Origin of the sequence: Auritidibacter ignavus (genome assembly GCF_003703835.1) — a bacterium.
GTDB classification, from domain to species: domain Bacteria; phylum Actinomycetota; class Actinomycetes; order Actinomycetales; family Micrococcaceae; genus Auritidibacter; species Auritidibacter ignavus.
In genome coordinates this window covers 26,255-52,553 of record NZ_RDQR01000019.1, presented here as the reverse complement: position 1 = coordinate 52,553, position 26,299 = coordinate 26,255, and the positions used below count along the sequence as shown (strand labels likewise).

The 26,299-nt window shown below is 56.5% G+C and carries 31 protein-coding genes and 1 pseudogene; 11 read left to right on the top strand and 21 right to left on the bottom strand.

Annotation, left to right across the window (positions count from 1 at the left end; all coding sequences use genetic code 11):
* The first annotated feature begins 117 nt into the window (after window positions 1-117).
* The 5 genes from DYI20_RS09575 (at window position 118) to DYI20_RS09555 (ending at window position 5,783) form a co-directional block, all read left to right on the top strand.
* On the top strand, window positions 118-1,176 hold the full coding sequence (locus tag DYI20_RS09575; RefSeq protein ID WP_122549387.1) for an MFS transporter: 1,059 nt from the start codon (window positions 118-120) through the stop codon (window positions 1,174-1,176).
* Window positions 1,177-1,337: 161 nt separating this feature from the next.
* A complete protein-coding gene (locus tag DYI20_RS09570; protein WP_110098541.1) occupies window positions 1,338-2,309 on the top strand; it encodes a carbohydrate ABC transporter permease in 972 nt (323 codons plus the stop codon).
* Window positions 2,306-3,178 carry a carbohydrate ABC transporter permease gene (locus DYI20_RS09565; protein WP_243857493.1) on the top strand — a complete coding sequence of 291 codons (873 nt, stop codon included), beginning with the start codon at window positions 2,306-2,308 and terminating at the stop codon, window positions 3,176-3,178. The genes DYI20_RS09570 and DYI20_RS09565 overlap by 4 nt, the downstream gene beginning before the upstream one ends.
* Window positions 3,179-3,215: 37 nt before the next feature.
* The gene (locus DYI20_RS09560) at window positions 3,216-4,538 is read left to right on the top strand and encodes an ABC transporter substrate-binding protein (protein ID WP_110098540.1); all 1,323 of its coding nucleotides are present in this window, start codon (window positions 3,216-3,218) and stop codon (window positions 4,536-4,538) included.
* A gap of 102 nt (window positions 4,539-4,640) precedes the next feature.
* Window positions 4,641-5,783 (top strand): ABC transporter ATP-binding protein, encoded by a 1,143-nt coding sequence (locus DYI20_RS09555; protein WP_110098539.1) that lies wholly within the window; start codon window positions 4,641-4,643, stop codon window positions 5,781-5,783.
* A 30-nt stretch (window positions 5,784-5,813) separates the two neighbouring features.
* On the opposite strand, the gene DYI20_RS09550 is transcribed toward DYI20_RS09555, so the two are convergent.
* Both DYI20_RS09550 and tpx read right to left on the bottom strand, forming a co-directional pair.
* A complete protein-coding gene (locus tag DYI20_RS09550; protein WP_110100210.1) occupies window positions 5,814-7,088 on the bottom strand; it encodes a S1C family serine protease in 1,275 nt (424 codons plus the stop codon).
* 87 nt (window positions 7,089-7,175) lie between these two features.
* Complete coding sequence (gene tpx, locus DYI20_RS09545) at window positions 7,176-7,673, bottom strand: thiol peroxidase (RefSeq protein ID WP_110100209.1); 498 nt, start codon at window positions 7,671-7,673, stop codon at window positions 7,176-7,178.
* Window positions 7,674-7,696: 23 nt separating this feature from the next.
* Between tpx and DYI20_RS09540 the strand changes: the two genes are divergently transcribed.
* Window positions 7,697-8,599, top strand: a complete 903-nt coding sequence (locus DYI20_RS09540) for a patatin-like phospholipase family protein (RefSeq protein WP_233487805.1) — start codon at window positions 7,697-7,699, stop codon at window positions 8,597-8,599.
* Between the two features lie 16 nt (window positions 8,600-8,615).
* Here the strand turns inward: DYI20_RS09540 and DYI20_RS09535 are convergent, their stop codons facing one another.
* The gene (locus DYI20_RS09535; RefSeq protein ID WP_233242915.1) at window positions 8,616-9,152 is read right to left on the bottom strand and encodes a PACE efflux transporter; all 537 of its coding nucleotides are present in this window, start codon (window positions 9,150-9,152) and stop codon (window positions 8,616-8,618) included.
* Window positions 9,153-9,215: 63 nt separating this feature from the next.
* Window positions 9,216-10,010 (bottom strand): alpha/beta fold hydrolase, encoded by a 795-nt coding sequence (locus tag DYI20_RS09530; protein ID WP_110100208.1) that lies wholly within the window; start codon window positions 10,008-10,010, stop codon window positions 9,216-9,218.
* Between the two features lie 243 nt (window positions 10,011-10,253).
* Here DYI20_RS09530 and DYI20_RS09525 point away from each other — a divergent pair, with 243 nt between their 5' ends.
* Window positions 10,254-11,018: an SDR family NAD(P)-dependent oxidoreductase gene (locus tag DYI20_RS09525; RefSeq protein WP_110100207.1), complete on the top strand. Its 765-nt coding sequence runs from the start codon at window positions 10,254-10,256 to the stop codon at window positions 11,016-11,018.
* A 929-nt stretch (window positions 11,019-11,947) separates the two neighbouring features.
* Window positions 11,948-12,142 carry a hypothetical protein gene (locus DYI20_RS09520; protein WP_110100206.1) on the top strand — a complete coding sequence of 65 codons (195 nt, stop codon included), beginning with the start codon at window positions 11,948-11,950 and terminating at the stop codon, window positions 12,140-12,142.
* On the opposite strand, the gene DYI20_RS09515 is transcribed toward DYI20_RS09520, so the two are convergent.
* Window positions 12,139-12,738, bottom strand: a complete 600-nt coding sequence (locus DYI20_RS09515) for an HhH-GPD-type base excision DNA repair protein (protein WP_110098531.1) — start codon at window positions 12,736-12,738, stop codon at window positions 12,139-12,141. The genes DYI20_RS09520 and DYI20_RS09515 overlap by 4 nt on opposite strands.
* A gap of 218 nt (window positions 12,739-12,956) precedes the next feature.
* Between DYI20_RS09515 and DYI20_RS09510 the strand changes: the two genes are divergently transcribed.
* On the top strand, window positions 12,957-13,931 hold the full coding sequence (locus DYI20_RS09510) for an aldo/keto reductase (protein WP_233487803.1): 975 nt from the start codon (window positions 12,957-12,959) through the stop codon (window positions 13,929-13,931).
* 49 nt (window positions 13,932-13,980) lie between these two features.
* Here DYI20_RS09510 and DYI20_RS09505 read toward each other — a convergent pair whose 3' ends face one another.
* From DYI20_RS09505 to DYI20_RS09480, 6 genes are all read right to left on the bottom strand, one after another.
* Complete coding sequence (locus DYI20_RS09505; RefSeq protein WP_110100205.1) at window positions 13,981-15,117, bottom strand: ABC transporter permease; 1,137 nt, start codon at window positions 15,115-15,117, stop codon at window positions 13,981-13,983.
* Window positions 15,118-15,120: 3 nt separating this feature from the next.
* Window positions 15,121-15,777 (bottom strand): ABC transporter ATP-binding protein, encoded by a 657-nt coding sequence (locus tag DYI20_RS09500; protein WP_110098528.1) that lies wholly within the window; start codon window positions 15,775-15,777, stop codon window positions 15,121-15,123.
* Window positions 15,774-16,826 carry a peptidoglycan-binding domain-containing protein gene (locus tag DYI20_RS09495; protein ID WP_110100204.1) on the bottom strand — a complete coding sequence of 351 codons (1,053 nt, stop codon included), beginning with the start codon at window positions 16,824-16,826 and terminating at the stop codon, window positions 15,774-15,776. The genes DYI20_RS09500 and DYI20_RS09495 overlap by 4 nt, the downstream gene beginning before the upstream one ends.
* 74 nt (window positions 16,827-16,900) lie before the next feature.
* A complete protein-coding gene (locus DYI20_RS09490; RefSeq protein WP_110100203.1) occupies window positions 16,901-17,287 on the bottom strand; it encodes a hypothetical protein in 387 nt (128 codons plus the stop codon).
* A gap of 241 nt (window positions 17,288-17,528) precedes the next feature.
* Window positions 17,529-17,900 (bottom strand): hypothetical protein, encoded by a 372-nt coding sequence (locus tag DYI20_RS12210; RefSeq protein WP_146206390.1) that lies wholly within the window; start codon window positions 17,898-17,900, stop codon window positions 17,529-17,531.
* Window positions 17,901-18,043: 143 nt separating this feature from the next.
* A complete protein-coding gene (locus tag DYI20_RS09480) occupies window positions 18,044-18,820 on the bottom strand; it encodes a sulfite exporter TauE/SafE family protein (RefSeq protein WP_233487801.1) in 777 nt (258 codons plus the stop codon).
* A 48-nt stretch (window positions 18,821-18,868) separates the two neighbouring features.
* Here DYI20_RS09480 and DYI20_RS12205 point away from each other — a divergent pair, with 48 nt between their 5' ends.
* Complete coding sequence (locus DYI20_RS12205) at window positions 18,869-19,099, top strand: hypothetical protein (RefSeq protein ID WP_147472552.1); 231 nt, start codon at window positions 18,869-18,871, stop codon at window positions 19,097-19,099.
* Between the two features lie 742 nt (window positions 19,100-19,841).
* Here the strand turns inward: DYI20_RS12205 and DYI20_RS09470 are convergent.
* From DYI20_RS09470 to DYI20_RS09445, 6 genes and pseudogenes are all read right to left on the bottom strand, one after another.
* Window positions 19,842-20,606, bottom strand: coding sequence for a sulfite exporter TauE/SafE family protein (locus DYI20_RS09470; protein WP_110100200.1), 765 nt, complete (start codon window positions 20,604-20,606; stop codon window positions 19,842-19,844).
* Window positions 20,607-20,871: 265 nt separating this feature from the next.
* Complete coding sequence (locus DYI20_RS09465) at window positions 20,872-21,246, bottom strand: hypothetical protein (RefSeq protein ID WP_146206389.1); 375 nt, start codon at window positions 21,244-21,246, stop codon at window positions 20,872-20,874.
* Window positions 21,231-21,464 carry a hypothetical protein gene (locus tag DYI20_RS09460; protein WP_110100198.1) on the bottom strand — a complete coding sequence of 78 codons (234 nt, stop codon included), beginning with the start codon at window positions 21,462-21,464 and terminating at the stop codon, window positions 21,231-21,233. Before DYI20_RS09460 ends, DYI20_RS09465 begins: the two co-directional genes overlap by 16 nt.
* 150 nt (window positions 21,465-21,614) lie before the next feature.
* Window positions 21,615-21,920, bottom strand: coding sequence for a helix-turn-helix domain-containing protein (locus DYI20_RS09455; protein WP_110100392.1), 306 nt, complete (start codon window positions 21,918-21,920; stop codon window positions 21,615-21,617).
* Between the two features lie 5 nt (window positions 21,921-21,925).
* Window positions 21,926-22,162 (bottom strand): annotated as a pseudogene (locus DYI20_RS12470) (type II toxin-antitoxin system RelE/ParE family toxin); the annotation flags it as partial.
* Window positions 22,163-22,383: 221 nt separating this feature from the next.
* Complete coding sequence (locus DYI20_RS09445) at window positions 22,384-23,109, bottom strand: hypothetical protein (RefSeq protein ID WP_110100197.1); 726 nt, start codon at window positions 23,107-23,109, stop codon at window positions 22,384-22,386.
* Window positions 23,110-23,312: 203 nt separating this feature from the next.
* On the opposite strand from DYI20_RS09445, the gene DYI20_RS09440 reads away from it, so the two are divergent.
* Window positions 23,313-23,507: a hypothetical protein gene (locus tag DYI20_RS09440; RefSeq protein ID WP_146206388.1), complete on the top strand. Its 195-nt coding sequence runs from the start codon at window positions 23,313-23,315 to the stop codon at window positions 23,505-23,507.
* A gap of 145 nt (window positions 23,508-23,652) precedes the next feature.
* Here the strand turns inward: DYI20_RS09440 and DYI20_RS09435 are convergent, their stop codons facing one another.
* From DYI20_RS09435 to ychF, 4 genes are all read right to left on the bottom strand, one after another.
* Window positions 23,653-24,189: a GNAT family protein gene (locus DYI20_RS09435; RefSeq protein ID WP_158524689.1), complete on the bottom strand. Its 537-nt coding sequence runs from the start codon at window positions 24,187-24,189 to the stop codon at window positions 23,653-23,655.
* Window positions 24,190-24,201: 12 nt separating this feature from the next.
* Window positions 24,202-24,627 carry a type II toxin-antitoxin system VapC family toxin gene (locus DYI20_RS09430; protein WP_110100194.1) on the bottom strand — a complete coding sequence of 142 codons (426 nt, stop codon included), beginning with the start codon at window positions 24,625-24,627 and terminating at the stop codon, window positions 24,202-24,204.
* Complete coding sequence (locus DYI20_RS09425) at window positions 24,624-24,857, bottom strand: FitA-like ribbon-helix-helix domain-containing protein (RefSeq protein WP_110100006.1); 234 nt, start codon at window positions 24,855-24,857, stop codon at window positions 24,624-24,626. The genes DYI20_RS09430 and DYI20_RS09425 overlap by 4 nt, the downstream gene beginning before the upstream one ends.
* Before the next feature lie 147 nt (window positions 24,858-25,004).
* Entirely contained in the window at window positions 25,005-26,090 is a 1,086-nt protein-coding gene (gene ychF / locus DYI20_RS09420) for a redox-regulated ATPase YchF (protein WP_110100193.1), read from the bottom strand.
* Window positions 26,091-26,299 lie beyond the last annotated feature (209 nt).

Genomic DNA, 26,299 nt, shown 5'->3' with positions numbered 1-26,299 from the left:
AGGCACGTCGAGGTCTTTCAGATGGCTTGTGTAGGAACTTCCATCATCGGAAGGCCTCGACCTCTATCCAGCTATCGACGCGCCACTTCCCCGAGACCCCCGTCTACACCCTCGATTGTGAAGAGCCTGTTAACCTCGCTACCGGGACTGTGCTTCGGTGCACTGGGTTTCGTTGCCGTCCGGTTCGCCCAACAATTCGGGCTCACCGGAGGTTTGACCATGGGGTGTGGACTGATCTTGATCGGCGGACTGGCCCGAGCGCTTACCGGGAACGCCTGGTTGTTCCTCTTCTGTACCGTTGTGGCCTTGTCCGGGATTGCAATCGGCAATGTGCTGGCGCCAGCCTGGATCAAAACCCACGCCGGCACCGCCACGGTGGGCTTAATGGGCACCTACTCTGCCGTGGTCACTGCCTCGGGAGCACTCGGCTCACTGACGGCAGTCCCCTTAGCACAGAGCCTGGGAGCAGCGCTGGAGATCACCGGATGGCGTGCAACCCTGGGATTCTGGGCTGTAGCAGCCATCGTGCCGGGGATCATGGGCATCCTCCTGTGGGTGCACACGGGTCGGGATCGGCCTCGGGCGGTCACCCCATCCGCTACCTCCGTGAAGATCTACCGCAGCCCCCTGGCGTGGGCCATGACCGGGTTCTTCGCGTTCCAATCCATGAACGCTTATGTGCAATTCGGGTGGCTCCCACAGATCTATCAGGACGCCGGGGTCTCTCCCGCTGTTTCCGGAGCCTTGGTCTCGATCATGTCCGCCGTGCCTATCATTGGCGGGTTCGTCATGCCGTGGATCATTTCCCGGAGCAAGAACATCAGTGGCTGGATCATCGCTCTCGGGCTCAGTACCGCAACAGGATATCTTGGGCTCTTAATCGATCCAGCCGGCGGCGCCTGGATCTGGGCGATATTCTTCGGTTTCGGTGGCTGGGCCTTCCCCACCGCCATCGCGCGACTTTCCGACTTCGTCCAACCCATCGGCTATATGATTGCCGCCACCGGACCGGTGAGCATCGGGGCTCTTTTTTCCGCGACGGGCTCCTGGACAACGCCCTTAATCGTGATGATGGCCACTATCATGGTGCTCCTGATCTGCGGGTTCTTCGTCGCCCGAAAAACAACTATCGAATCTCAATTATCGAGGCTTGATATCGTCACCACAAAATCATAAACAGCGTCGGCACATTCTTCACCTTGATCGATTCACGACCTACCAACACGTATTACATCTACCGTTTACCTCCTGGTGATCCCATAGTTAACTCCGTTCCTCACACTGTGTAGCTGGCGTGCGAATGCGCCAATTACTCACACCGTACGGGGAAGGCAGGAATGTCCACAGTACGCGTCCGGGATCCGGAACAAACAGCGTTATCGCAGGATTCCGACCAAGACGAACTGGCAACAGAACGACGCAAAGCCAGGCGTAAACGACTGTCCAAGAACTGGACCTTCTTTCTCCTCTTCGCTGGCCCAAATATCCTGCTGATCTTGGCTTTTATTTATTATCCGTTGATCAGCAATATGTATTACTCCACCTTGGACTGGCGTTTGGGCTCCAGCACCGCGACGCAGATCGGGCTCGATAACTACGTTCGTTTCTTCACCTCTGATGACGGCCTCGAGGTCTGGCGGGTCACCGCGATCTTCACACTCGGAACAGTGGCCGGGTCCATGATTCTGGGCTTGCTCATCGCCCTGGTGCTCAACAAAAAGATTCCCGGACGCACTGTCGCCCGCACCGCGGTGTTTTCGCCCTATGTTCTTTCTGGCGTGGGTGTCGCCCTGGTCTGGAATTTCATCTTCAACCCAGAGCGCGGCGCACTGAGCCACATTCTCGACTGGTTCGGCCTGGACTCGCCGCAATGGTATTTGGATGAAGACTGGGCACTGTTGATGGTCATCATCGTCTATGTCTGGAAGAACCTGGGTTTCTGCGCCGTGGTGTTTCTCGCCGGTCTGCAATCAATCCCCCAAGACCTTATCGAAGCCGCTACTATCGACCGCGCCGGTCCGATTCGCCGGTTCTTCTCTGTCACGCTGCCGTTGCTCACCCCCACCGTGTTCTTCTTATTGGTCACCAACATCATCTTCTCGATGACGAATGCCTTCGACATCCTGCGGACCATGACACCCACCGGGCACGGAACGAACACGATTATTTTTGAGGTTTATTTGCAGTCCTTCGGCGCCTATCAGCGCGCCGGCTACTCTGCCGCCATCGCGGTGGTCCTGTTCTTCACGCTGTTCTTGATCACCGTGATTCAGATGCGGTTCGTCGAGCGAAAGGTGCACTACCAATGAACCAAGAAACCGACACGATGAGTTGGCGCAAAGCCTTTGCCCCTCGTCATCTCGCCGACACCCTGCTGACCGGTTACCTGCCGTTGCTTATTGCCTTCTTGATCATTGTGCTCCCGCTGGCCTGGATGGTCTCTTCTAGTTTCAAACCACCCGCGGAGATCATTACCGCCGATCCCACCGTTCTTCCCCAAGACCCGACCCTGGACAACTACAGCACGGTGGCCGATCGCGTCCCGCTATTGACAGTGCTACGCAACAGTGTGATTGTCACCGCGATCGGCGCTGCGATCAAAGTCATTTTGGCGATTACGACCGCATACGCTCTGGTCTTCATCCGGGTCCCGGGTGCAAATCTGATCTTCCTCGGTATGCTGGTCGCCCTGATGGTGCCACCAGAAGTCTCGATGTTACCAAACTATTTGACCATCACGAGCCTCGGTGGCCGGGATACCCTGTGGGGAATTATCTTGCCCGGCTTGGGCACGGCCTTTGGGACGTTCCTGTTACGCCAAAACTTCAAGGCGCTACCGAAGGAACTCTTTGAAGCCGCAGAACTCGACGGTGCCGGGCACCTACGCAAGCTGGTGCAAATCGCCGTGCCTGTCTCCCTACCTGCCATTGCGACAGTCACACTGGTCACCGTGGTCAACGAATGGAACAACTTCCTGTGGCCGCTGATCATCGTTGACACCCCCGAGAAAATGACCCTGCCGGTGGGGCTCAACCTGTTGCAGTCAATCGAAAACTCCCCCGGATCCTACGGCATCCTGATGGCCGGAGCTGTGCTGGTTATCGTTCCGATGCTACTGATCTTCGCCGCGCTCCAACGCTATATCGTTGCCGGGCTGACCCAGGGCGCGGTCAAATAGTCATCCTCACCCCTACCCACTAAAGGAGAGAATACCCATGAAGACCCCTCGATCCCCCCGAGTCCTCAGCGGTGTTGCCGCCCTGAGCATCTGCGCCCTGGCGCTGACCGCATGCGGTCCCGACACCTCCGGAGACGGACCGGAAGAACCCAGCGACATCGATTGGTCCAGCATCGAACCAGCCGATGAGATCACCTTTGCGTCCAACCACCCCGGTGCTTCCGTCGACATCGAAGAAAGCATGATTGAGGCTTTCACGGAGGAAACTGGCATTGAGGTCAACTTGATCAATTCCGGCGGTAACTACGAAGAAACCTCGCAGTGGTATCAGACTGGTGGTAGCGATACCGCCGACGTCGTGGTGCTCTCAGACGCCACCTGGTTCCCGAACTACCTCAACGATTCGCTGTTGCCGCTGGATGATGTACTGGAAGCAGCCGAAGTCGATACCGATACCTATGTGGAAGCCCTTTACGAGGACTACAACTACGAGGGTTCCCACTATGGTGTGCCCTACGCTCGCTCCACCCCGCTGTTCTACTACAACGCTGACCATTACGAAGAGGCCGGCATCGAGGAAGTTCCTGAGACCTGGGAGGAAGTCGCCGAGGTTTCCGAGAAGCTGATGGAAGCTGATGTCGCCGATTCCGCTTTCGTCTACCCGCCTCAGCCAGAGTACCCGGCGTGGACCATGGCTAACCTCGTGTGGGGTTATGGTGGCGCTTGGTCAGAGGAATGGGACTTCGAGATCATGTCCTCTGACGCTAACGTTGAGGCTCTCGAATTTGCTCAAGAATCAACCAGTGATTGGGCCTCGGTGGCATCGGGAGACCAGGCCGATGATTTCAGCGCCGGTGTGTCTAGCCAGATGATCCAATCCACTGGTTCCCTGGGTGGTGTCCTGGAGAGCGCTGACTTCGAAGTTGGCGTTGCCTTCCTCCCTTCGGGTCCGGAAGCAGAAGGTGAAACCCCCACCGGTGGTGCCGGCCTGATGATTTCGGCTTCGTCCACCCCGGAAGAGCAACTGGCAGCAGCTAAGTTCTTGGGCTTTGTCACCAACTCGGAGAATACCGCCGAATTTTCGGCCGGAACCGGTTACGTTCCGGTGCGCACCGATGCTGAGATGAGCGACGTCTATGATGAAACTCCCGAATTTGAGACGGCTGTTGACCAGCTTGAGCGCGCTCGCGTTCAGGACTATTCTCGCGTGTTCTTGCCCGGTGGCGACCTGGCTATCAGTGGCGCCTTGCAGGAGATTTTGACCAACGACGACGTCGATGTCCGCGACAGGCTCGAGAGCCTGCAGGAGGAGCTCGAGGGCCTGTACGAAACCGAGATCGCCGACGATATCGAGAACTGATCCGGACCGAGAGTCCGCGTTCTGCTTCACTATCCCACTCACCGGGGTCATCCTGGCCCATTCAGGATGGCCCCGGTATAGCCCTCAAGGAGCCACCTACTTATGGCATCAGTGACTTATGACCACGCCAGCCGGATCTACTCTGCCGGATCCCGTCCGGCCATCAATCAGCTCGACCTGGCCATCGACGATGGTGAATTTCTCGTCTTGGTGGGCCCCTCAGGGTGTGGCAAGTCAACTGCACTCCGGATGCTGGCCGGTTTGGAAGACGTTGACGAGGGGCGCATTCTCATCGGTGGCGAGGACGTCTCGCACCAAGACGCTAAGGCACGCGACATTGCCATGGTGTTTCAGAACTATGCTTTGTATCCTCACATGACCGTGGCCGATAATATGGCCTTCTCCCTGAAAATCAGCGGTGTGTCAAAGTCGCAGAGACGCGCGAAGGTCGAAAAAGCCGCCAGAATTTTGGACCTACTCCCCTATCTCGATCGCAAGCCCAAAGAGCTCTCTGGTGGTCAGCGTCAGCGCGTGGCTATGGGCCGGGCGATCGTGCGTGAGCCCAAAGTGTTCTTGATGGACGAGCCACTGTCGAACTTGGATGCCAAGCTACGCGTACAAACCCGTACTCAGATTGCTGCACTGACCCGTCAGCTGGCAACGACCACCGTATATGTCACCCACGACCAGGTCGAAGCCATGACCATGGGTGACCGTGTCTGCGTACTCAAGGAAGGGGTCCTGCAGCAAGTTGATACCCCACGTAACCTCTACGAGAATCCTGCCAACGTCTTTGTCGCGGGCTTCATCGGTTCCCCTGCGATGAACCTCGTGGCAGCCCGCCACGATGCTCAGTCCATCCAGCTTGGTGGCACCACCGTGCCCGTGGCTGCGGAGACGTTGAACAATGCCACCAGTGATTCCGTGACTGTTGGTTTCCGCCCGGAGGACCTGCATGTAGACCCCACCAACGGGCTGGAGATGATTGTCGAGCTGACCGAGCAGCTGGGCGCTGACGCCCACGTCTACGGTACGTTGGAGGGGATTCGAACCCACCAGCCCGTCGTAGTCCGCGTGCCGGGACGTCGTCCACCACAGCCCGGAGATCGTATTCGGGTCTCCCCAGACCCGGAACACCTGAAGATTTTCGATGCACAGACCGGTTTACGTATCAACGGACCTGTCCCGCCAGAGACTCCTCACGCCGAACTATCGGACGTGGAAGGTCTTGCAGACACCGAGTAACCAGACCGCCACAAAACCAACTACGCTCGATTAGTTGGTCGCCGCTTCTTGTAGCTCCACGATACCCGTCTGGCGTTGCCCTGAGGAGTCCTCCCAGACCACCTCGACCTCGTCGCCGACATTGCGAGACCGAATGACTGTCGAGATGTGATCTGAGCTATTGGCTACTATGCCATCAACCGAAATAAGTCGATCGCCGGCACGGAGACCGGCTTCTTCAGCAACCGATCCGGACAGCACGTCCTCAACCATCACCTGATGATCGGCACCACTGATGATAATGCCCAACGCACCGTCAGCTCCGATCGAAACAGTCTCAGACTCCTCACCAGCCAAGACCTGCTCCACCACAGACAACACCTGGGTAATGGGCACGGCGAAACCCTCGACCTCTTCACTGGTAGTCCCTTCTGAGACGGCCGTGGTCAGCCCAATCACCTGCCCATCTCCGTCCACAGACGGTCCGCCAGAATATCCTGGCACAACGTCCTGAGTCATCTGCATGACCCCGGAGATGCGGGAGGGATCACCGCCCTCACTGAACTCTGACGACGCCAGGATCGTGACATTCAGGTCCGAGACCTCCCCCACAACAGAGGTCAAGAACCCCTGCCCACCCCCGTTGCCGACCGAAGCGGTTCGATCACCAATATCTGGGGTCTCAGTGTTAATGGAGGCCACCTGTAAGGCGGGAGCATCCACGATCTGCAACACCGCAACGTCATGCTCAGCATCTCGGCCCAGCACCGTGGCCGTATACGTTTCGCCCGTATCCGCTACAGTTACCGAAACCTGCGACGAGCCTTCCACCACGTGGTAGTTAGTCACCGCCAGCCCCTCCTCGCTGAGTACCAAACCGGTACCGGCCCCAAAGGCCGCCAGGTGAGTAGTCTCCACTAAAAGCACCCCCGGCGCTTCATCGAGACGTTGCCCTGAATCAATCTCAGTACTACCCCATCCCGTAGCACTACCCGGGACCGAAAAATCCACCGGAATCCCCTCATGGGCCAACTCCAGCTCGTCAGCCAATTGCGTCGCAGTATGATCCTGCTGAGGCCCTGCATAATCCTCCGCCAGTGGCTGATTCCGGTGCTGAGTATTGACGGCGGAGTCGGCGGTCATTCCTTGGAACGTTTGGAACCCCACCAACAAGACCCCATAAGCCAACACCGCAGCCGCGATAAAGCCCAAGACAATGACGGTCCAATAGCCTGCACCGTGTGAAGAGGGCTGCGGTGACCGTGCTGGAGCGATCGACCGAGGCGGAACCTGCGGTAGTTGGGCGGTCGGTGTCGGATCGTACAAATGAGCGGGATCACCGTGAGGTGACCCCGCTTCGTTCCGGCGGTTCTGATCTGAAAAGTGCAGAGTTAGCTCCGTTACACTCACCGATTACTGCAATGCGGCGAGCGCCTGTTCGTAATCGGGCTCATAAGACATTTCCGATACCAATTGTACGTAGCTGACTTTACCTTCTTCATCGAGCACTATGACTGAACGGGCTAGCAGACCAGCCATAGGGGCATCCGCAATGGTGATCCCATAGTCCGTTCCGAAACGAGAACGGAATGCTGAGGCATTGGTAACCTGGTCGATTCCTTCAGCGGCGCAGAAGCGACTGTGCGCAAAGGGCAGGTCCATCGAGACGTTGAGTACCACGGTGCCATCTAAAGAAGTTGCCTCTTGATTGAAGCGACGGACCGAGGCTGCACACACTCCCGTATCCAGCGAGGGGAAGGTCGAGATGAGCAATTTCTTGCCAATAAAATCATCGCGTTTGATATCCGACAGATCGGTTCCGGCCAGCGTGAAATCGGGGGCGAGGTCTCCGATGGCGGGGAGCTCACCGCTGGTCTGAATGGGCTGGCCCTTCATATTGATTGTTGCCATACAATTAGCATATGGTCTGAAGCGTGGAACTAGCTAGCACTGCCCAACACAGCAATATCACCGACACTGCTCTAGTTCTCGAAGGCGGAGGAATGCGTGCCTCCTATACCGCTGGGCTGGTGGTCAGCCTGTTGGAGCAGAACATTCTTTTCGACTTTGTTGCTGGCATTTCGGCGGGCTCCACCCTGGCCGTCAACTACGTCGCACAGGACCCCCTGCGGACCCGTCGGAGCTTTGTGGAATTCGCAGGTGATCCTCGGTTGGGTAGCTGGTGGACCTGGTTGCAGGGCCACGGTGTGCTGAATTCCAAATACATCTACGAAGATTCCTGCCGTTCTGAAGGCGTTCTACCCTTTGATTTTCAGGTCTACCGGGACAACCCCGCTCAAATTCAGCTGGGTGGTTTCAAAATGGCTACCGGCGAAACCGTATGGTGGGACAAAGAAGCCACCAGCACGGAGGCTGCGCTCATGCGACGGGTGAGAGCATCCTCGACCATCCCGATCTTAATGCCGAAGGTGAACGTCAATGGCGAGCTGTTCCTCGACGGTGCTTTCGGGATTGACGGTGGGGTGCCACTGTCGACGGCACTGGAGCACGGCTATGAGAAGCTACTCGTGGTTATGACCCGGGAAGAAAGCTACTGGAAAGACAAGCAACGCTTCGAGCCGGTGATTCGATCTTGGTTCCCACGTTATCCGGCTGTCATTGACGCCATGCTGACCCGGCACGAACGCTATAACGAAACCAAAGAAAAGCTCTTCGAATTGCGGGATCAAGGCAAAGCCTATCTGTTCATCCCCGAGGTCATGCCGGTTAGCAGTGGTACCCGAGATTTGCGCCTACTTCGTGAAACATACGAGCGTGGCTACCGACAGGCTCAGCGGGAGCTTCCCGCTATTCAGGAATTCCTCGACCTACGCTAGAGACTTGGTTCCCAGGCTAACGGTAATTTTCCGCTGGTTCGGGAAGTCCAAAGACTCGGTCAAAGAAGTAGGCATAGACCGGATTGTAAATCAGGAAAAATACCAACAGCACCGCTTCGAGAGCCAAGGCCTCCCAGATGGAGACGTTTAAGATCACGGCAACGGCGGGAATCAGGATACTCAGCAACCCTGTCTCGAATAGGACCGTGTGCAATGCGCGGACCCACCAGGGTCGATGCGTGATTCCGTTGAGACGCTCGAGGTTTTCAAAGATCCAGTTGAACACCAGGTTCCACGTCAACGCGACCGTAGAGGACACCACCCCGACCAGAAAACTGGATGAGGACGCGTGACCCAGCAAGAACAAAATCAGGGTCGTGAATCCGACGGCCAATCCCTCGAAAACCACCGCATAGCAGATTCGGCGCAACAGCGGCGAGGCGAAGACACGCCGGTTGACCCACGCCGGTTTGCCTCCGGGGCCGACGGGGACCCGTGGAATGTCTGATCGTTGCGAGGCGGTCGTATCTTTTCTATCAGTTGGTGTGGTCACGATGTGCGAGGTTATCAAATAGTGTAGGCAGTCGTCTCTGCACGGTATGTTCTCGGGTCGTTGTTAGGCGTCAGTGGGGTACAAGCTATCGAGAAAGGACTTAAGCAGGGCCACGAATTCTTGCGGTTTTTCGGAATGCACCCAGTGGTTGGCGCCGCGGACAGTGGACTTTCGCACCTTGGGAAATAGCTCCCGCATCACCACCGCACTGTCGTCGTCGATGTAGTTCGACTGCTCCCCTTTGATCCACAGCACCGGCCCTTCATAGCTTGCGGTGAGCTCTGGGAACCCTGCGATGGCGTCCAGGTTCTGATACAGCATCTCCAAGTTGGGTTGCCATTGGTATCCGCGATCGGTTCGTCGCAGGTTTTGCATGAGAAATTGCCGAATCGAGTCTTCCGGGATAGGCTCGGCTAGTTGCTCTTCGACTTCGGAGCGCTCAGACACCGATTGCAAGTCAACCGATCGCAAGGACCCTAACAAATGATCAAAGGTCGAGTAGTTGCCGGTATCGGTAGGAGATATATCTTCAACAATCAGTGCTTTGAGGAGATCAGGGTGCCGGAGCGCAAGAGTCATGGCCACTTTGCCACCCAGAGAGTGACCCAGTAGCACGATCGGTTCCTCGCTACCGAAATCCGCCCGTAGCATCTCGGCGACCTCGTCAGCGATTTCTACGTAGTCGAAGTCGCGGGTCCAATCACTGCGCCCGTGATTGGGCAGGTCAATCAATAAGCTAGTTGCATCATCGGCCAGTGCTTTCGCCGGCGAGGTGAAATTTCGACCGCGTCCCATCAGTCCATGCATAAAGGCGATTCGACGCGGTCCGCCTTCGATTCGATGCGTGGCAATGTGCATATTTCCAACCTAGCGGATTCGATGCAGATGGAAGCGACCGAACGTCTCGCAAGGTCGCAATCGAGCGTGGCATCCGTGCATGTCAACGGCTGGTCCTACAACTGTTGTGACCTACTACGTCGTATTTTTATCCACCGGAAAAACTGTCCGCCAGATCGCGGATGAGACCTGGTGTCACGTGATTAAACGAATATCCTTAAAAGTGTCCTTGCGATCACAAGAACAACTGAAGGGATATAAACCATGGCAGAGAACCTACTCGACTTCACTGGTAAGACCGCCCTGATCACAGGTGGCGCAACCGGGATCGGTCGTGCAACTGCGCGAGTTTTCGGCCAGCAGGGTGCCAATGTCGTAGTGGCCGATGTAGCTTCCGAAGCCGAAGAAACAGTTGACCTGATTATTCAAGATGGTGGCACCGCAACATTTGTCGAAACCGACGTGACAGATTCCGATTCGGTGAAAAACGCAGTGGCAACCGCGGTCAACACCTACGGTGGACTGGACGTAGCTTTCAACAATGCTGGTGTTTCCGCTCCGGACGCTTCCGTCCCGGACATGGATGAAGAAGCCTTTGACAAGGTGAGCGCGGTCAACCTCAAAGGTGTCTTCTTAGCTTTGAAGCACGAGGTCGGGTACATGAAAGACAACGGTGGCGGAGCCATCGTCAACACCGCATCCATTGCCGGATTGATCGGAAATTACAACATGTCTCCCTATGTTGCCAGTAAGCACGGTGTCATTGGACTCACCAAGGCCACGGCCCTCGAATTCGCCGATCAAAACGTTCGCGTCAATGCGGTAGCTCCCGGACTTGTTGCCACTCCCATGACTCAAGAGTGGCTTGACGACCCGGAGACCCGAGACAAGGTTATTGGAGATACCCCCATCGGCCGTGCCGCGGAACCTGAAGAAATTGGTCAAGTAGCGCTCTATCTAGCATCGCCTCTAGCGAGCTTTGTCACTGGCACAGTTCTTCCAGTAGACGGTGGCCAGACGGCGCAGTAATTGTTCATCCCCTGAGCTAAGGTTGGTGCCCGCCGGCTCGGTGGGCACCAACCTTTTGTGTTAAACGTGAGCTTGCCAAGACCAGGCGTAATCCTATCCATATCAAGGGCATCTTGATGCCAGTCAGCGCGCCAGTACAGTCACACGACCTAAAAGATCCAGGAGCCATAGACATCTAGGACTCCAGATGTGTGGTGCCTTATTCCGTATCCGTGTTGCGGTCGGCCATGAGGCGCCAGTCGTCTCGAAGTATTCAGCACATCTCCATCACGAGCGCAACGACATTTCGAAACTTTCCCGCCCCACCGTCTCAGTAGTGTAGCGTTGGCGTCCTTCGAGGACGGAAAAACCATCACGTGCCCTGGCACCCGATGTCATACACCGTCCGAAAGAGTGACAGGATAACTACCCATTACTGGATGCACTGCTCAAATCATCGCCGCACAGTCTGACGCCCTCACCGTCAGCGCTATCTCGTTTCCCTGTTGTAGCGAACAGTTCACTGGCACGCTATTCGGGAACAGCGGTCACACCGCACTATGCCTCGCTCAAGAAACGAGGCCAGCTATGGCCGCATTCATTAACTTGCAATTCTGCGCAAAAGCTGTTTTAATGAATCACTCGTCTCGCTGGAAATCGCACCCAGGTCATGTTCCAGCACGCGACGCGCAAACATCGTGAACCTGACGATGTAGCATTCTCGCGCTCGATATATCACAACAGCGGGCGCACCACCGGTTTTAGACAAAACTCCCTACCGGTTCCATCCTTAGGCTGTGCCACCAGATATCCGTCCCGCTAACGTGCACGGATCTCACCTGCACGCGTGGAAACGACATTCCAGCCCCTGCTGTTGGCGTCCTTGAGACGAATTTGCCTCGCGCAAAACGCTACGACCCACTGAACGTTATTGAACTTTTGAAAGGATTATGATGAACGCAACGACCGCACAGTTAAATCAACTCTTGAGTTTGGCCACAGAACTGCAAGGTCACACCGTTACGAGCCTGGATGCAATTACCTGCCTTGATCTCACTCAGCGAGAGCTGAACGGTAATATGAAGAGCTCCGAGGCGTCGCTACACATCGCCACGTTGCAATCGCGACTGGCATTGGCCGCCTAGTCTGGAGTATCTTGCTTCTTTTTCTTGGCGGTAGCTTTGATAGCTTTCTTGGTTTCGCGGACCGCAGCCAGAGATTGTTCGTCATAAATGTCTGCCACCGAGCGCATTGCCTCCGGGTCTCCATATTCTCCGGAGGCTTCGCGCCATCCGGATCCAGAGAATCCCAACTGTTTGCCTAAGAGTGCCAAGAATATTTTGGCTTTCTGGTCGCCGTAACCAGGGAGTTTCTTCAACCGCTTGAGCACCGTTGCCCCGTCGGGGTCTCCTTGGGTCCAGATGGCGGAGGCGTCACCTTCATATTCGTCGGCGATCACGCGACAGAACTTTTGCACCCGTGTTGCCATGGAACCAGGGAAACGATGGACCGCAGGTGACTGTTGGAAGACTTCCACCAGTTCGTCCGGGTCGTAACTAGCCAGGGCTTCGGCCTCCATGACGCCTGTTCGATCGGCAATTTTCTCTGGTCCAGCAAAAGCCAGTTCCATGGATACTTGCTGGTCGAGCAACATGCCAATCATCAGCGCGAGTGGGTTGGAACTCAGTAAACGATCCGCGGATTCATTCTGGCTCAGGTGCAGTTCAACGGTCTCAGACATAGTCTCATTCTGTCATGGTCTCCCTACTGAATTCATCGGTTGCTGTGGTGGCGAGTTAGCTAAGGCGCTGCTCAGGATACCGCGACAGGTTAACCGGAATGACAAGGCTGGTCCAAAACACCTAGCCAACGTGGACATCGACGTACCAGAATGGTGAGCAATTGAGATTGTTCTTGGGCTGTCGAGCCCCTAACCCACCCCAGAGAAAGCAGGTCCTCATGAGTGAGCAGTTAATGACATACAACCGTTTAGGACGAGCCGGTATTAAGGTCAGTGAGCTGTCTTTCGGTTCCTGGGTGACTTTCGGCTCCACTCTGGATACCGGCTTGGCGAAGGAATGCCTCCAGGTCGCCGCCGAATCCGGGGTCAATTTCTTTGACAACGCCGAGGTGTACGCCGGTGGTGCCTCGGAAACGATCATGGGCCAGGCCATCTCGGAACTGGGCTGGGCTCGGCAAGATTACCTCATTTCGACCAAGCTTTTTTGGGGCATCGAGGACAACATCAACTTGCGGAACACACTGAACCGCAAGTACCTCTTCCACGCAATTGAGGGCTCCTTAGAACGCTTGGGTTTGGACTTCGTCGACTTGGTGTTCTGTCATCGTCCGGATCCCGCTACCACGCTTGAAGAGACGGTCTGGGCCATGAGCGACATGGTGTCTTCCGGCAAAGCTCTTTATTGGGGCACGTCAGAATGGTCAGCCGAAGAGATTCGTGGCGCCTTTGAGATCGCCGAGCGACACCACCTGCACAAGCCGTATATGGAACAGCCCCAGTACAACCTGCTGAACCGCGAGCGCGTCGAAACAGAGTACGCGCGGCTCTACGAAGACTTCGCTCTCGGTCTTACTACGTGGAGCCCCTTGGCTGGAGGCATCCTCACCGGCAAATATAGCCAGGGAGCCCCTTCAGGTAGCCGGGGATCCAGTGCGGAACACAGCCACTTGGTTGCCACCGCCACAGCACCAGACGTTGCAGAGAAAGTGGCACGATTGGGATCTCTTGCGGAGGAACTCCAGGTCACTCCGGCGCAGCTTTCTCTGGCGTGGATCCTCCATAACCCGCGTGTTTCCACCGTGATTACCGGCGCCAGTTCGGTCGCGCAGGTGCAGGAAAACATGAAAGCACTCGAGGCTAAACAACGTCTCGATGCATCTCGTTACCAGCAACTGAACGAGATTTTCTCCTAATCAGCGTTGTGCCGTACGAAGCCACTGATGGTCACCAGGCCGTGGCCCCTTAGGGCACTCTGAGTTCTCGGAGCGGATCACGCCGAGAGGCGATCATCGCAGGAATCAGTGCAGCTAATAAGGATGTGATGATCGCTAAGATGCTCAAGGCCAGGAAAAAGCTCCAGTCCGGCAGTGGATCGCCTAGTAGCCATAGCGCTCCACCGCCTATCAGCGTGCCGACCAAGGAACCGATCACCGACAGTTCGGTGAATTGACATAAGACGAGAGTCAGAATCATCCACCGGGATGCTCCCAATGCGCGACGACGGCCGAAGTCCTTGCGACGCAACATCATCAGCCCCGATAGAATTACGGCCGTCAATAAGCCGGTTAATCCGAGAATGGCCAGAACTAAGAATCGTCCAAATTGTCCCAATTGTCCTTGCACAGCAGAACGAAGTTGTGCCATTTGCTGGCTGGTTTCGACCCTGATGAATTGTGGGTCGGTTACTTCCAAGACCGCAGGGATAGCGTCATTGAGTGCCCCAATATACCCCGGATCTTCAGCAACGACCGTCATCATGGATACGGTTTGGTGACGGCCTTCGTGGTCCTCTGCCGGTGCCGGTACGAGCACGCTCGAACCCAAGTGGCCAAGGTTCTCTGGTGGTATAAAACTTCCCATGAGGGAATAAACCCGTCCATCGGTCAACTGTGCTCCCCCGATGGCTGCCTCGAGTCGCATTTGTTGCACCGCGTCCCGGGCGGCATAGCCCTCGAGCTGGCCATCAGAGCGTTGGTGATATTCGGGAATGCCGGGGATGCTCATGCCCCAGAACTGTCGAACCGCGACAGGACCCCCGCTCGGTGACAATGTGCTATATCCGTCTTGGACCGGGCCGAAAGCTGCGAACCACTCAACGCCTTCAACGCGTTGAATATTTTCCAACGACTTCGTCGTCAATCCCGCATCCGGTTCTGCGTAAATTGTCAAAGATTTGGTTCCGACATCATCGAGGGTAGACACCACAGACTTTTCTGCCCCGACGGTCCGGCCGGTGGTCAGCAGGACCGCAATCATCATTCCACAAACCATCAAGATTGTGACGATGGTGATCACCGGTTGGCTACGGTTCATCGCATCAGCTTCGCGGATGAGGGTCAGGATGCCCGGACCCGTCCGCTTACTTGTGAAAGATGTCACCGGTCAGTCTCCTTCTGAGAAGCTGAGATGTTGGTTGCACGCAGCTGCCAGCGCATGGTCATGGGTCACTATCACCACGGTCGCTCCCGAATCTGCCTGCTGTTGCAACGCCGAGAACACGACCTCCGCAGAGCTGGGATCAAGATTTCCCGTCGGTTCATCAGCTAAAACAATTTGGGGATCTCCCAGCAGGGCTCGGCACAGGGCAATGCGTTGAGCTTGTCCACCTGAAACTTGCCCAGGCTTATGATCTGCACGCAATTCAACACCAAACCGATCTAGTAATGTCATTGCCGCTTCACGATATCGACTTGGCCGTTGGCCGCGATAAACCGCCGCCTCAGTGACATTGGCCATAATTGTTCGCGAGTGGTCCAACGCTGCATCCTGAAACACGAAGCCATAGCAGTGCGCTCGAAGTCTCGCCCGGGACGCATCGGAGAGGTTATCTACCCGTTGATGAGCTAACTGAATGCTGCCAGCAGATGGTGTCAGCATCAGCCCTAATAAATAGAGGAGCGTGGATTTTCCACAACCTGATGGACCGGTGATGGCGGTGGTAGCAGCGGGTTCGAACTCGTACGACCAGTCCTCAAATAAGAGCGCAAAATTTTTGTACCCAAAACTCAGTGATTCGGTTGCCAGGCAAACGTCAGTCATCCTTGTTCACCCGGCAAACGCACCCTGATCCCTTCGTCAACCCCGTCGATGACCGACATGCCTCGCGCCGAGGCTTTGACCGTCACAGAGTGCTTGACACCACTCTCGTCCGTCACATACTGCTCACCAGAGGCATCTGTTGAAATGGCAGCGTCAGGAACGGTGACACCTTGTACTGGTTCAACGAGTTCGACGACCGTATCCAATAACGTTTCGCTCTGCGTCGACAGCGTCGCACATTGATCGCCGCACACCGGTTTGTCATCTGCTCCGACAACGGCTAATTCAATGGTTTCAGCATCAGCTTGGTCATTTCGCTGACCGACAACTCCCTCCCACACCTGGTCCTCGTGACTAATTTTCACGGCAGTTCCTGTGGCGATCATCTCGGCCTGTTCAGATGTGACGCGTAACGCAAACCGAGGCGCAGTCGGCAACGCATTGATGATTTCTTCACCACCGTTCAGAGACGAACCAACGGTGAGACCATCACCCGCGATGCTCATGCGGGCGGGCAAGGTCGGAACGAAGACGATGTCACCTTGACCAACCACTCCGTTATCGTCAACTCCCAGGGCCTTCTGCCACGCCTTAATCCCGTCGACTGTTCCGGAACCGACTTCACCATCTGCTCTGCCGTGATAGTAGCCCAACGCTCCGAGCATCACCTGGAGTTGCCGAACATCTTTACCTTTGTCTTTTTCTTTGATCTCCCGATACATCGGCACGTCACCTTGAGCAATGCTCACCGCACGCCCATCCACCGTGTAGGCGCGAGCGCCGTTGCCGGCACTCTGATTCGGACTGATATCAATACTCGTGAGCGTGCCAACGGCTTGATTACGAGCTACAGGTTGAGCGCGCCATACGGCGGCGGTGTTCAGCCTGAGCTCATCGCCAACTTCACCAGAGCTTGTCTCCGTCAGAGTGTAGGCGCGTTCCTGAAGAACTTCTGATGGGGGTTGAAGAACCGTTTTCAGCCCCCATCCAACGCCAACACCTACGGCTAGCACCAGCACCGCGCCCAACGCCAGCTTCAACCAGGTCATGGGTGACCTTCGGGACGTCAGGGACCGAATATTATGGGATCCCACGTCAGAGAACCCTACTGCTCACGTGTGACTTAGCCTTCAAATTTCGAGAACGGGCAGTCCTCGTAGCGAGAATAGTGCTCTTCACTCGACATATCGGGATTATCGGGATCAGCACGCGGGTCCCAATCACTGGTACCACTGAGCACTCCTTCTTTAAAGACTTCGAAGCTCGGCGGTTCAGCCACGTTGTGACCGTGTTCCACCATGCACTCTGAGACTGCAACTGCAGTGTCATATTCATCACGCCACTGCTCGTCGCTCATTTCAGATAAAGGCACATTATCGTCACCAAATTGGTCAAAGCAGGCTTCACGATCGCGCTCTACTGCTTCTGCCTGGTCCTCGTGGTACCCATTCGGGAACTCCATGGACCCCTCGCGGACGTCAACCGTGACATCCCATCCACGGTCCTTCATGCAGTTCCCAACTCGCTCAATGTCCGTGATCTCTGCCTTGCTATTTTGGTTTGCTTCAGGCGAAGGGTTTTTTTGGGCCCCATCGGAGCCATCCTCGTTAGTAGTCCCACAGCCGGACAATCCTGCAACCAGCAGGACAGTAGCAGTACCTTGGACACAGCGAGTCAATATTTTTCTAGTATTAAATAGACAGAACATCATAACCTATCCGTTATTTTTGCAATCTCATGAGAGCTCTGTCTTAGTGATCGCAAAAGATCCGGGCAGCTGTAAACCGTCCTCCAGCACCATTACTGACATTGCTAGAGGTGATGATCTTTTGTTTGGTGTAAAAAGTCGTCTGACGATACTTGGCCCCTCCTTTGAAGGATTTTTCGTATCTCACATCGCCACGAAGTGCCGTGTGAACGATGGTGCGGTTACCGGTAGCCGTGGTCGCCACCGTGCCACCTGTACAAGATTTTCCGCCAAGATTCCGGCTTGCTGCCTCAGCCGGATGTATTCCAGAAAACATCAATCCAAAGATCATTAAAAATGTATACGTCACCACGACAAAAGGTCGCTTAGAGGGGATATATGACGAGTTCTTCTGCGATACTTTCACTGCGCTCATTGCGGGCTCCTTTGCATCATGTCTCCCCAGACGAAGAGACATGAAAAGTATCACACACGAAGCTTGTAAGGTCAAGGAGAATTTTTTGTCTTCATTTTCCTGCATATTGTGTTTATTTTCGACATGCAGGTCGGGGCTCAAGTCTAAAACGAAAGCTGAAACACCCCGCGCACGATCGCGCTGATCCCGCCGAGTCCCGCCAGCGTCATGGCCATTCGTCGTGCTAAGAGAGCGGAAACATAGCGGGACAATAAAAGTGCGATCGCCAGCCCGCCCACTATTGCCACCACAAGAAAGACCACTAACACGGCTAACGAGACTCCGGCCTCTGGGGAATCCTCCACCGCCCCCGTCCACAGTTTCATCACCACCGGCAGCGCTCCCATGGTCATAAAGATCGGTTGCAGGGTGGCGGCAAATGAGCGCTGGTCCCAACGTGAGATTCGAGCATAAATCACCATGACCGGGGCAGCGACCCCTGAGGTTGAATTAAATAATCCTCCAAGAGTTCCTGTCACGACCGTGGCGGTGCGCCCAGTGAACTCTGGTAGATCTCGCAAGGACACAGTGATCAGCAATGCTAGAACGATAATTGTCCCGAGCAGGATGGACAACCACGCGGCAGAAAGCTGACTCACCAGCCAGGCGCCCGCCCACGCACCTGGAAGGGCCGGGATAATGATCCACCAATACTGGCGCCAACGAATTCTTGACCACACGCTGAGCATAAGCAGAAAGCCAGAAATCGTCGTGGTCATGTTGGTCAGCAACACCCCGGCGGTCGGCCCAAGAACCAACGACAGTACCGGAGCGACGACCAATCCCACGCCGGTCCCTGACAATCGTTGCAGGACCGTGCCAACCATCACGGCTAGCACGATGATGATAAGCGTGCCCACGATCTCATCGTATGTCAGCACCGAAAACTATGTGATGTGTTGCACGCTTTCAGCGAGACACCGCCCCTCATGAACCGGTTGACTGGAGTCTTGGACCCACGGCACATGACCAATGCGTCGCCCATTGTGGTCGATGAGCACGCCCATCCTTTTGAAGTACTGCAGCACGAGGCTCCGGTCTACAACCCGTACCGGAAGATCGGAGACAATCTCAGCTTCTGTCTCAGCAGCATCACGGAGGGACTTCAACCACGTGACAACATACAAATTCGCGCCTCCGCCCACGAGTGTTGCGCATAATCTGGCACCTGGTATCTGTTCGATTCGCCTCGAAACGTCCAGGAGGCGATGTGCTGAGACCATCATCCACAGCACCAGGACTCCTGGCCACTGATCTTGCATATGAGCTGCTTCAACTCGTTGGGCTATCTGCCGGGACCCGAGCAACCGCCGTACGATACGGCGAGCTTGAGCAGGCCCGAGGTTCAGACGCCGACTCGCCGTTGCGGAATCTACTCGACCGTCACATTCCAGAAGACTCAGAACAGTATAACTACGGTCGTCGAAGGCCATATCAGACAGATACAGAGTTTTGCTCTTGTCCTGATGTCGACGACCAAGCGCACCGTGGTACCACCCAGATCCGTCGAATCTAATATCCGACATCAAAGACACAACGGTATCTGATATCCCTTCAACCAAGTCGACATCCTGATTGAGGATTTCTTATACCCTGGTTCGAGCACGAGTCATGATGAACAGTTGCAGATGATAGGGGCCGGTTGTCTCATTACCAGCAACTGAACGAGATTTTCTCCTAATCAGTATCCTGCCGGCCTCAGCGCGGGAGCTGGATGTCTCCCCTATCTGCCGAGCCGTGCTGATGGTGAGCAATCGCGTGACCAACCAACTGGTGTGCGAAACTCTCGCACACCTGCGCACAACGCTCGATCATTGCGCCACGTTGCACCCGTCTTCCACCACTGCTGCTCGGTGCTCGTGACGCCATTCGTCTTTTCACCATGCAGATCGAGGCTCATGGTCAAGCCACTAGCTGAAACACTCCCCGCATTATCGCACTGACGCCACCGAGGCCGGCCAGTGTCATGGCCATTCTGCGTGCTGTCAGAGCGGAGACGTAGCGGGAGAGAAAAAGCGCGACCGTCAAACCCAATCCCACCGCGACCACAATACAGACCAACAACACCACCAGCGGGATGTCTGGTTCTGGGCCGTCCATCACCGTTCCCATACCTAGTTTCATCACGACCGAGAGTGCTCCCATGGTCATGAAGATCGGCTGGAGCGTGGCCGCAAAAGAGCGCTGGTCCCACCGTGAGAGCCGGGAGTAGATTACCATCACCGGCGCGGCGACTCCCGACGTTGAATTAAACAGTCCTCCCAGTGCACCTGCCACCACTGTTGTGGGGCGCCCCGTCAACTCTGGTAGCTGACGTAGGGACACGGTGACCACTATGGCAAGCACGACGATCGCTCCCAGGACGATGGACAGCCAGGCGGCAGAGAGCTGGCTCACCAGCCAGGCTCCCGCCCATGCACCGGGAACAGCTGGGATAATGATCCACCCATAGTGACGCCAGCTGATGCTCGACCACATGCTGAGCATGATCAGAAACCCGGACACCATCGTGGTCATATTGGTCAGGAGTACGCCGAAGGCCGGACCGAGCACAAGTGACAGTGCGGGGGCAACAACTAGGCCCACACCGGTTCCCGATAGCCGTTGCAGGATCGTGCCGACCAGTACGGCTATCACCGTGATGGTGACGATGGTCCAAGCGTTCATGTCTCCACAGTAGGTTAACATCGACAAGTGTCCGTCGTCTCAGGCGTGCACGAGAGCTCTAGTGCTGTCCCTTTGCGTCGTTATCCCGGCCCCGTTGAAACACCCCAACGAACATTCCCGGATGACGCGGCGGTGGACTGAGCCGTTGGTTACGCACCGGGACGATCCACCAGATGAGTGTCACCAGATAAACAGCCAGGCCACAGAGAGCGAGTCCACCCCAGAGGGCAAATTGTTGGGCCAGATCCACGGAGTCCGGAGTGCGTTAGACGGCTGCCAAGATCAGACCACCCAATAAAGTCACCAAAAATGCCGGAAGCCCGACAATCAGGCCGAGAACCTGTGTGTTTGGTTTCGAGGTCACCTTGATCAGGAAATGGGCCACGGCATGTGGCCGAACGCAGAGCGTGACACAATAAAATACCACCGTGGCCAATGCTTGTGGCTCGCGAGAAATTGAACCAATCACAGTTCCTGGTGAATATTCGGCCGTTTGCCAGGTGACGAGAAGGACAGCCACCACGGTGAACAAGACCCCACCGATGATCTGCGAGAACAGCAACGTCGGAATAAAGCGAGGGCTTTGCGCAATATAGTCATCTTTTACACCGCAAGGGCCCTGTGTTACACGGGGTAGCATCCCATAATCCCGCCCCAAAAAAGTAACACAAATTCCGCAGGTACGGGATCATCACTGCCCACATCACCCCTCAGCACGTCCGCGGCGGCCAGGACAACCAGGAGGGCCAGCACCAAGAGAGTTGCAATATATACCAAGAGCTGTTGGCCAATATCGGCGATCCAGTTAAATTTTCCGGGCGACGTGAACGAGGGATCCCGCGTTACGGCCGAGGACATATCAGTACTGTAAACCGATCCTAACGGATCATCCAGGAAGTGAGGAGACAACCGTCACCTAATCTTGCAACGAGACGGCGACCGAGACCCTCCAACGCTACACGTTAAAGCGGAACTCGACTATGTTCTGGCACGGACAAACATCTGCCGTTAGGCGACCTTCATTCGCTGGTCTCCCATCACGTACTCAAGGGAGAGTTCGCCACCGACGGCCTCAAGGTAACTGCGGATGGTGCCAACCTTCGCGCTGTCGAGGTCGCCTTGCTCGATCTTCGAAACCTGCCGCTGCCCGACGCCAATGCGCTCTGCCAGCTGCGCTTGCGTCAGTCCGGCCTGCTCCCGTAGCTCTCGCAGACGGTAGGCGCGAACCTCAGCAAGCATCCGCTTCTTGTGCGCCTCAACCCGTCCCCGGTCAACAGGATGCTCGGCGACGAAATCCTTCAGGTTCTTTGGCATTTCAATCACTCTCTTCTCAGTCGGGCCAGATGCTCGTCGAAGAGGTCGTCGGCCAACGAAATGTGCTTCTTATACCAGCGTTTCCAATCGCCGATCTTATCTTCGGCGATCAGCATGATCGCCACTCGCTCTGGATCGAACGCGAACAGAACGCGCAACTCGGACCGGCCAGACGAGCCGGGCCTGAGCTCTTTCATATTCTTATGCCGGGACCCGGCTACACTGTCGACGATCGGTCGACCGAGCTGGGGCCCTTAATCCTCCAGCAACTCGATCGCGGCGACCACCTGCACACGCGAACCGTCATCCAGTGAAGCGAGCCACTCTTCAATTGGCTCAATGTCGACGCTCCACATGCCCTCACCATAGACCCTGCAAGTTCTACACTCAAGTTCTCATAGGGACTGGGAGTGCTCCCAGAGATTAGAGCGAAAATCGCCACCCCATATTTCGGCAACTTTTCCTATGCTCCGCGAGAGCTCGCCACGCATACAACGAGAGTTCGTCCTTCCATTGCCGTCCGCATCGACAAATCTCCGCCCCGGTCCGATGCCCTCTTCACGGGTGCGCATTCAAGGGTTGCCGAGGGCAGCGTAGAGCCCCTCGGCAAAGGCACGAGCCCCACGGTGGAGATTTTCGTACGTCTTGTTGCCGTCATCCTCGACCAGTCGCCACCTAGTGGCTTCAGATTTGGAGGGGTCAGCGAGAACGCCTCGTTGAACAGCGCAGTCTCCGAGATATCCTTCCGGCCAAGCTTGGCCTGTGACTCGACGTTCATCCGGATGGCGACGTGCATGACAGTCTGATGATAGTGCCGGGTTTTCCAGTACAAGCGCCCATTCTCCCATGCCCACGGGTGGACATTGGCTGCGTCCATATCCGGGGCGTTGTCCTCGAGCTTCTCGGCGAGCCCTACTTGCCTCCGCAGTGCGACCTTCGCCCGAGACGCCTGATCGCGCAGCCACGAGTAGTCCTTGTCCTTGTCCGAACGGTTCCGCGACCACCCCGGCAACGCCCGATCAAGGATTTGCTGGATAACATGCGCTCGCTCTGACGCCTCGGTCCTGGGGCCACGCATGACGGTGCCGACAAATGCAAGCCCTGAACCCGTGCCCGGGTGGACCTGCGCCGGTATGGGCGAGAATCGGTCGATCTCAATGATCGCCCAGCCGGTGTCGAGCTTCGCCATGACCTAAGTCTGAAGGAAGCCCCGTCACATTTTAAGCATCCCCACCATCTGTTCGGATAGAAGGGAGTTACTGGCCTGAGGACTCCGACATGACGGATGCCACGACGTCGAAGTCCTGGTACACCGTGAGGAAGAGAATCACCTTCTCGGGGAGCAGCGTCACGATCTTGTTCAGCACTCCCTGTGGGTAGCCCTTGGTGGGCGTGCGTAGCTCGGGGGTGGACCTGAAGCTGGGTCGTGCTTTCCAGCTTCGCGACAGGCAGGCGGGCCTTGTCGATGATCTTCTTGACACACTGGATCCAGAGCTTCGGCAGGTCGACGGCCGGGTACGAGTCTTAGATCTCAGCGAAGACAGGCTTTTCGACGACAATTTCGTCCGGACCGTCGTAGAAGCCTAGCAATCGAAGCTGAGCCTCGACGAAATCCTCGGTCGGTGATCCGTTCGTTCGCCATCGCTACTTCTTCGCACCGGTGGTTGATCCGCTACACGTTAAAGCGGAACTCGACCGCATTCCGGCACGTACGGCCATCTGCAGTCAGCGACTACAAAGCCCGTCCGCGCAGGTCGACGTCGCCCTTTGGCCACGACTCGAGCGGGGCGATTGGCAGGATGAGGATCGACGGGCCGAGCTCATCCACGACAGATTCGCCGTCACGTCCGATCGACTTCTCGCGGGCATAGATCCGAGGCCAACCACATGGAGCGTAGAACGGGACGACTTGCTCTCGACAGCACAAGTAGTCGAACGCGAGTTGGTCAAGATCCCGCACCGACTGCTCAGCCCACCCCATGAGCTCACCCCCGAGACGCACCCCTTTTGCGTCAGCGCAGATCAAGACACCGCCGACTCCCACGATCGCGACGACCTCCGTACCGACAGCGATCTCGCCGCGCACCCATCCCACGTGGTCGACGACGCGGTTCTCGGCCCGTGCCCTGACGTGGACATCATGTGACGCGTAGCCGTAGGACTGCTGCGGATCCCACTCTCCGAACTCCTCGAGATACTCACTACCGAAGAATTCTCGAAGCTCACGCCAGATCTGCCTCAGTGCGTTGCTGATGGGCGATGACCTCAATCGAATGATGCTTCACGCATCGACCTTCCACGGATCCACCAGTTCTACGCCGGTGTGCTGGAAGTCCTTCACATTGCGCGTAGCGCAGGTTGCTCCGTGCGCCAGGCAGATCGCGGCGGTCTGCGCGTCGGCGGTACTGATCGGCGCTCCCGCGCGCTCTCGAGCCACGAGCACGTCGGCATAGCGGTCGGCGGCCACGTCATCGAACGGCAACACAGCGCGGCCGCCCCTGTACGGTGCGAGCGCCACGTCAATTCGTCTGGTCAGCGCATCTCTGCGCCGACCATCCGGCAACCGCCGCAAACCTGCCAGCAGTTCTGCGAGCGTGACGGACGTGATGGCTACGTCACCCTCCAGGGACGTGAGCCAGTCCGCTACGCGTGGCTCGGGCAAGGGTCGAAAGATCTCCGAGATCACGTTTGTGTCGAGGATGATCACTCGAAGTCCACCGCCCGCGCGACGTCATCGCGCACCGGGATCGGTAGCTCCTCGACTCCCCCGACATCCTGCGCGGCTGCCAGCAGAGCGATTCCTATGTGCGGCCGGCGTGCAGCTTTGGTCAGGATGGCGCGAACTTCGGCTTCCATCGACCGACCGTGCTCCTTCGCCTGTGCAGCGAGTTGCTGCTTCACGGCGTCGTCGAGACCGCGAACGATGATGGATGACATCTGCGAACACCTCCTCTGATATCAATCATGATAGCAGAGCACCTAGCAACCGCGACAGAGGCGAGGGCCCTCCAAGTACGGCACTGCCCCGGTCCTCTCATGACGAGGCAACCGGGGCGGTGCTCGGATCATCGCAGAGAGCGCCGATCACACGTTGAACCTGAACTCGACCACGTCGCCGTCTTGCATGATGTAGTCTTTGCCCTCCATTCGGACCTTACCGGCAGCCTTGGCCTCGTTCATTGATCCGGCCGTCATCAAATCGTCGAAGGAGACGATCTCGGCCTTGATGAAGCCCCGCTGGAAATCAGTGTGAATCACGCCGGCAGCCTGTGGAGCGGTGTCTCCTTGGTTAATGGTCCAGGCCCGGGCTTCCTTCGGGCCGGCGGTGAGGTAGGTCTGCAATTTTAAGGTGTCGAAACCAACGCGTGCTAGCTGGTCCAGTCCTGACTCTTCTTGGTCGTTCAGGGCCAGCATCTCCTGGGCTTCTTCCTCGTCCAGTTCAACCAGGTCTTCCTCGAACTTGGCATCCAAGAAGACTGCCTGCGCCGGCGCGACCAGCTCAGCTAGTTCTTTTTTCTTGGCCTCATCGTTCAGGACCGTCTCATCGGAGTTAAACACGTAGATGAACGGCTTGGCAGTGAGCAGATTGAGCTCTTTGAGCGCCTCGAGATCAAGTTTCTCCGACTCGATGACCGAGAAGATCGTCTCGCCACGTTCCAGCACCTTCTGGGCCGCCACCATGGCATCCAGTTCCGCCTGCGGGCGTTTCTTGCCTTTGACTTCTTTTTCCACTCGAGGAATAGCCTTCTCGAGAGTCTGCAAATCCGCCAGGATGAGCTCGGTGTTAATGGTTTCCATATCGGAGGTCGGGTTGATCTGTCCGTCGACATGAACCACATCGGAGTCCTCGAAGACCCGCACCACCTGGGCAATGGCCTGAGCTTCACGAATATTGGCCAAGAACTGGTTACCCAGCCCCTCGCCTTCCGAGGCGCCTTTGACGATTCCAGCGATATCCACGAACGATACCGTGGCCGGCAGAATCTTTTCCGAGTGAAACATCTCCGCCAGCTGGTACAAGCGCTGATCGGGGAGGTTGACCACGCCCACGTTCGGGTCAATAGTCGCGAAGGGGTAATTCGCTGCTAGCACGGTCTGTCGCGTGAGTGCATTAAACAGGGTTGATTTCCCCACGTTGGGAAGTCCGACGAATCCAATAGTTAAAGCCACGGTGTATCACTCTACCGCGTCGCGGTTTCGTCTCCAGGCATGATATGTCCCGCTCGCCAAGACCCGTGGTCAAGGTCATATCGCAACCGCTGGTGAGATGTTGAGGGCGTTATTCGGTCAGAGTAGCCTAACGTAGGTTACCGTCGAGACAGATCGGCTGTGCTTGCGTTTCATCGATCACGCTCGGCGGTTGTGTGTCGCTTATCCAT